This is a genomic window from Thermoactinomyces daqus (assembly GCF_000763315.1).
Taxonomy (GTDB): domain Bacteria; phylum Bacillota; class Bacilli; order Thermoactinomycetales; family Thermoactinomycetaceae; genus Thermoactinomyces_A; species Thermoactinomyces_A daqus.
This window is the reverse complement of sequence record NZ_JPST01000039.1, coordinates 1-2,990: the sequence shown is the minus strand read 5'-3', so window position 1 is coordinate 2,990 and position 2,990 is coordinate 1. Positions and strand designations below refer to the sequence as shown.

3 protein-coding genes are annotated in these 2,990 nt (G+C 48.6%); 1 reads left to right on the top strand and 2 read right to left on the bottom strand.

All coding sequences use genetic code 11. The features are described from left to right. Positions 1 to 670: 670 nt before the first annotated feature. Together dndC and JG50_RS0115315 are read right to left on the bottom strand one after the other, a co-directional pair. The gene (gene dndC / locus JG50_RS0115320) at positions 671 to 1,912 is read right to left on the bottom strand and encodes a DNA phosphorothioation system sulfurtransferase DndC (protein ID WP_235281703.1); all 1,242 of its coding nucleotides are present in this window, start codon (positions 1,910 to 1,912) and stop codon (positions 671 to 673) included. A 164-nt stretch (positions 1,913 to 2,076) separates the two neighbouring features. Beyond that, positions 2,077 to 2,277 carry a hypothetical protein gene (locus tag JG50_RS0115315; RefSeq protein ID WP_033102002.1) on the bottom strand — a complete coding sequence of 67 codons (201 nt, stop codon included), beginning with the start codon at positions 2,275 to 2,277 and terminating at the stop codon, positions 2,077 to 2,079. A 493-nt stretch (positions 2,278 to 2,770) separates the two neighbouring features. Here JG50_RS0115315 and JG50_RS19775 point away from each other — a divergent pair. After that, positions 2,771 to 2,990 (top strand): tyrosine-type recombinase/integrase (locus JG50_RS19775; protein ID WP_033102001.1); only part of this gene is annotated, 220 nt, incomplete at its 3' end.

The following is a 2,990-nucleotide window of genomic DNA, read 5'->3' as shown; positions in this document are numbered from 1 at the left end:
TAATGAAAGCTGCCCTTTGTATCGGTGGGCAGCTCTTTTTCATTCGTAAAAACAGGGGTCTAGGAGCCTCTCTGAGCCATGAAAATTTAATCCGAATACTCCAGGTACCCCCTCCTAAATGAAACAGAGCATATAAATTGAAAGATCTAAAAGTGTCCCCATTTCTTGTGCAAATGGCGGCAAAATCGGTCGATGCTCCCTCCACCCCAATTAAGAAAGAACAATAAAGAGGAATCAACTGTGGGTTAAGAAATAAACGACTTGAAACTGAATCTCAAGTCGTCGTCGGGGAGGGCTGGCTCCTTTCAGAGCCGTTCCCTCTGAATTCTTTTGATGGTCAAGGAAAATGCAATAACCTAAAGAACTTTTCAATAGATTGCTTGAAGCTCCCTCAGGACAACATGAAGGCTACTGGGAACCAACAACACCTCGACGGATTAATATACCTACCACCGCTCGCTAAGGCGGTTTTTTTATTAAAAAACCTCAAAACAACAAAAAAAGGCGTTCTCATTCCGGATCACTCTGTTTGTGTTACAAACATGTCTATAGAAGAAGCCCTATCTCAATGATAGGACTTCTTCCGGGGCTGATTCACCCTCTCGATTGTGTTATAATGGGTCCGCTGAATCATTTGGCAAGGCCTCTTGCGGTGTGCTGACCGCAGGGGCTATTTAGTTTTGCTCCAGATCCGTTTGATCTCCTCGATCTCTTCCTCGCTGATCAACTCCACTTCCATACCGTACTCAGTGCGAATTCGCTCCTGAGTGGCGAGCAACCGGTTCAGCAGCTCTTCCCGGGTCTTCAGGGTAAACGGTCCCAGCCCCAGCGTCTTTTCCACCGGGAACAACTCGCCTTCCACGGGGACTTCCACGATCAGGTGGAGGTCTTCCACCGTCCGAAGGTCCACACCGTTCCGCTTCAGCCAATCGTCCAGCTCGCTTTCCGGAACCCTCACAGCCCGGCTCCGATCCACTCCGTCTAGATTCGTCGTCAGATACCGTCTCCCGTTTATCATTTGCTTTTGGCGTTTCCGGCGGTCTCCTCGAATCTCCACCAGATGGTTCCGGAACTCAAGGAGAGGTTTGAGCCATTCCACACCATTGTTGATGAATCCACTCAGCGCCTTGTCCTCGTTCACCACAGTGCAGGTCCAGCAACCAAACCGGCTGTTTCCGCATGAAACCTTTTTGCTATCAGCATCGATCACTAAGGGGCATTCACCGTCACTGTCTTGGTAGAGCTGAAGGAGTTGGTGGTTTTCTTTCCCCCAAACTGGTTCATCAAGAAGGAACTCCCAAACGTCGTCCGTGCTCCAGTCCTTGATTGGTGCGAAGGTGTAGGCGTTGGGCAAGGTGCTATGCTTCATCAAGTGGCTGCCTTCGATTGTGTGTGACCGGATCGATTCCGCTCGGCTCTTCGATTCGTCCATTCGTACGCCGAGAACCATGACCACTTCGCCGTGTTCGGACACCTTATCCATGATGAATTTGTTGGCCGGCTTGATCTTCATTCGATCTGTACACCAGCGAAACTTTTGGCGCGGTGTTGGATAGCCTTTCCCAAGAATGGAGACCCAAAAGGTATCGTTAATTTCCGGTTTCACTTTTTGTGTCTCCAGCGGGATGCCTCGGCGGTCCGCTTCAGCTTGAATCTTGTCAAGCGCGTTATTGATTTGATTGATGATAAGCGGCGTTTCAACCAGCGTGTCGGAAGAGATTACATAGACTTTTTTAGCCCGTTGAATCGGCTCCAACTCTCCTAGTGCCTGCAAAACCAGCTGAACAACCACTGATGAATCTTTGCCCCCGCTGAATCCGACAACCCAAGGCCTTGAGTCCGCCAGATAGGTTTCTTTGATTGTCTCTTTCGCTCGGACAACCTTTTTATTGTCCGCAAATATGCTGATCACTATTTTTCATCTCCTTCAAAGTGGACTTGAATCTCTCGAGACTTCCTATCTATCCTAAAATTAGTTACTCTTCTATCAAGCAACTCTAAAATGTCACCTTCATAGTCCTCCCTGTAATTGGCGCACTGCCCCGCGTTGGGTTTGGCAACTTCACCTTGATCATTTTAATCAAACTCCTCTTGTTTCATTTTCCGGCCGCATCCACAAATGATCACGATGGCCGGGATATTCATCACCACTGACTTGCCGCACTTGTCGCAATGGTAAATGGTTTCTTTCGTCTTTCTGTGTCGTGCTTTCTTAGACTCCTGTTTTTCTGGTATCGAAAACAAATCAATTTGAATGAACTCTGCTGGCAAGCTCATGTTTTTCTACCTCCATGATCGCTTTAAGTATCTGATAGGCGACTTGTGGCACTATCGCGTTTCCCAGTGCTTTTAACCGGTCTTTTCTGTGTTTGACTCCCTCCGCTACTCTCGGCGGTTCCCAGGGATATTGCTCTTGTCCTAGTCCTGCTGGCCATCGATGTCCGTCCAACCCGGAGGAAAACCCATGAGGCACTCGACCCAAGCCGGATTGAGGGAACCTTTCTGCCCTTCTCGAATCAGCGCCCCTGGAACCGAATCTCGTTCCTTCTGTGACGGTGGCAAGGTGGCGTTTTTCCCATCCTGTGCTGTCGGTGTTGGCCAAAGTAACCCCGGCGCGTGTTTTGCTTGATCCGTTAGCGTCACCATGCTTTGGCCAGTTACTAAGCATTTTTCGTACAGTTCCCGGCTCTTCGATTTGGATATGAAACATCCCCGTGATAAGACGGTTATTGTCCGGCAAGGTAAGGGCGGGAAGTTTAGACCTATTCCCATGAACAAGGACTTAGCCAATGCCTTAAATAACTGGTTGGAGGTTAGGGGAGAAAGTAAAGATGGAGATGAGGCGGTTTTTCTGTCCGAACGAAAAACACGAATAACCGATCGCGGCATTAGAAAGGCTCTTGATAAGTATTTTCGGATGGCCGATATAGACAATGCTTCCCCGCACTGCTTAAGACACACTTTTGCCAAAAACGTATTGGATCTTGGCG